Origin of the sequence: Anaerotruncus sp. DFI.9.16 (assembly GCF_024461615.1) — a bacterium.
Taxonomy (GTDB): Bacteria; Bacillota; Clostridia; order Oscillospirales; family Ruminococcaceae; genus Anaerotruncus; species Anaerotruncus massiliensis.
In genome coordinates, this window is the sequence record NZ_JANFZX010000121.1 from 1 (window position 1) to 2,178 (window position 2,178).

The 2,178-nt window shown below is 66.4% G+C and carries 2 protein-coding genes; one reads left to right on the plus strand and one right to left on the minus strand.

Annotation, left to right across the window (positions count from 1 at the left end; genetic code table 11):
- Window positions 1–421: 421 nt before the first annotated feature.
- On the minus strand, window positions 422–1,504 hold the full coding sequence (locus NE609_RS17195) for a hypothetical protein (RefSeq protein WP_121586518.1): 1,083 nt from the start codon (window positions 1,502–1,504) through the stop codon (window positions 422–424).
- Window positions 1,505–1,737: 233 nt separating this feature from the next.
- Between NE609_RS17195 and NE609_RS17200 the strand changes: the two genes are divergently transcribed.
- Window positions 1,738–2,034 (plus strand): Dabb family protein, encoded by a 297-nt coding sequence (locus tag NE609_RS17200; RefSeq protein ID WP_256153228.1) that lies wholly within the window; start codon window positions 1,738–1,740, stop codon window positions 2,032–2,034.
- Window positions 2,035–2,178 lie beyond the last annotated feature (144 nt).

Below are 2,178 nucleotides of genomic sequence, written 5' to 3' on the forward strand. Positions count from 1 at the left end.
CGCGGGCGCTCCGCCCCGCGACCCCGGCTTGAGTCCGCTACGCGGACCCGGCTCTGCGGGCCGGAACTTTAAGCGGTATCCCCCGGGAGCACCTTGCCATGACCCGCAGGTTATAGCCACTCCCCACGGGTACACCAGCTGAGGGCTCAATTCAGGTTGCGGGCGTTCCCAACGGGCGGAAGCAGAGAGTGCAAAGCGCCTGCCGTGAGGCGCATGCGCATTGCTGCGGCGACCCGCGGGCCCAGTGTCGGGGGGCCTCAGCGGATGTTCGCCTTGGGCATGGGCCGCGAAAGATAGGCCGGACGGCGGCGGGCCTGATCAAAGTCTTTGGGCGCTTTCTTCAGAAAGCGCGGAACAGGCGCGAAGCGCAAAAACAAAAGCCCGGCTTGCGCCGGGCTTTCGCTTTTTTCCGTTTCTCTTCCTACTCCGCGTAGGCGGCGGCCTTGCGCAGCGCCTCGTTGAAGGGGCCGACCGAGATCGTGACGGACGAGGCCAGTTCCCCGCCCGCCGGCGCGCCCTTCTCGGTGACGGAGAGCTCCTCCAGCTCGCCGACCGTGCGTCCCGCGGCGTACCGCGCGTAGGCCGCGGCCTGCTCGTACCACTCCTTGCCGATGCCCGACGCCTCGCGCATGCCGTAGCTGTCGCCCAGCTCGTTCTTTGTGCGGAAGGGGCCGTTCAGGTCGGAGGTGATGGCGCCCGAACCGTCAAAGCGCACGGCGCCCTGCGAGCCGTCGAGCACGCAGCTCGTGATCGTGCCGTCCGGTGCGAAGGAAACGGCCGCGTAGGTGGAATCCGCCTGTGCGGTCCCCTCCGATTCCCCCGCGCCCTTGGAGTTCCGCATATTGGTGGCGATCCCGAGCCCGAGGAAATCTCCCTCGCGCGCGCCGAGCGCCTGCGCGTTCCGCGCCGCCTTCTCGATGCCGTCGATAAAGCCGCCCACCGCGATCGTCACCGAGGAGGAGAGCTCTGCCTCCGTGGGGGCGGTACGCTCGTCAAGCGCCATGCCCTTTACCTCCGCGATCGTCTTGCCGGTGACATAGGAGGCAAACGCCGCCGTCTGCTCATACCACTCCCTGCCGATGCCCGACGCCTCCGCGAGCCCGTAGTCCTTCCCGAGCTCCCGCTTGGAGGGGAACACCGTGCCCGCGTTGAGCGCGAGCGCGCCGTCCGCCGTAAAGGGAATCCTGCTCTGCACCGCGTCGATCGCGCAGGCCGCAATCCGTCCGTCGCCGTCCACCAGCAGGGCGACCGCCGTCGAGCCGATGTCCGCCAGCCCCTCTTCGCCGGCCGCGGGCATGGAGTCGGCGGCCGAGGTGATCACCGCGAGCCCCGTCTTCAGCACGTCCGTCTGCGGGGCGCTCTCCCGGGAGGCGGTGTTCGGCTCGAGCGAGGCGGACGGTTGGCTGCCCCGGCTTTCGCCCCCGTCCTGTCCCGCCGCCCGGCAGCCCGCCAGCAGGCCCGTCAAAAGCAGGGCGCAGAGCGCCCATGCGGTCAATCGTTTCATACTTCTTCCTCCTTGCGGCCTCTGTCGGCCGGCAGAATTTTTGTTTTCCTTAGTATGCCAAATTCCGCGCGCCGCCCTCCCGGAAGTTTTTGGCACGCATAGCCGCGGGGCGTGCGGGAGTATATTAAGATTGTATAAAGAAGCATAAAAATGATTGTACCCGGAACGCATTTATGCTAGGATAATGGCATCAACAAACCGGCCGCGCGCCGGACAAAGGAGTCCAACACATCATGGTCAAGCACATCGTCATGTGGAAACTGGAAGAGGTCGCAGAAGGCAACACCCGCGAGGACAACGCCCGGCTCATCAAGCAGGGGCTCGAAGCACTGAACGCCGTCATCGACGGCATCCTGACCCTTGAGGTCGGGAAAAACATCAACCCCAAGGGCTTCGATCTCGTCCTCTACTCCGAATTCGTCTCGCAGGAGGCCCTCAAGGCCTACGACCAGCATCCTGAACACCTCAAAATGCGCGAATTCATCCGCAAGGTCATCACCGAGCGGGTCGTCGCGGACTACGAGGCATAACCCCCGGGATTTCAAAAACGGCCGCGCTGCGGCCGTTTTTTTGTCCGCCCCCCGGCGGACAATGCCGAAATCCCGGCCCGCCGCGCGAAAAACCGCCCCGGGGGGGGCGCGGGGGGGGGGGGGGGGGGGGGGGGGGGGGGGGGG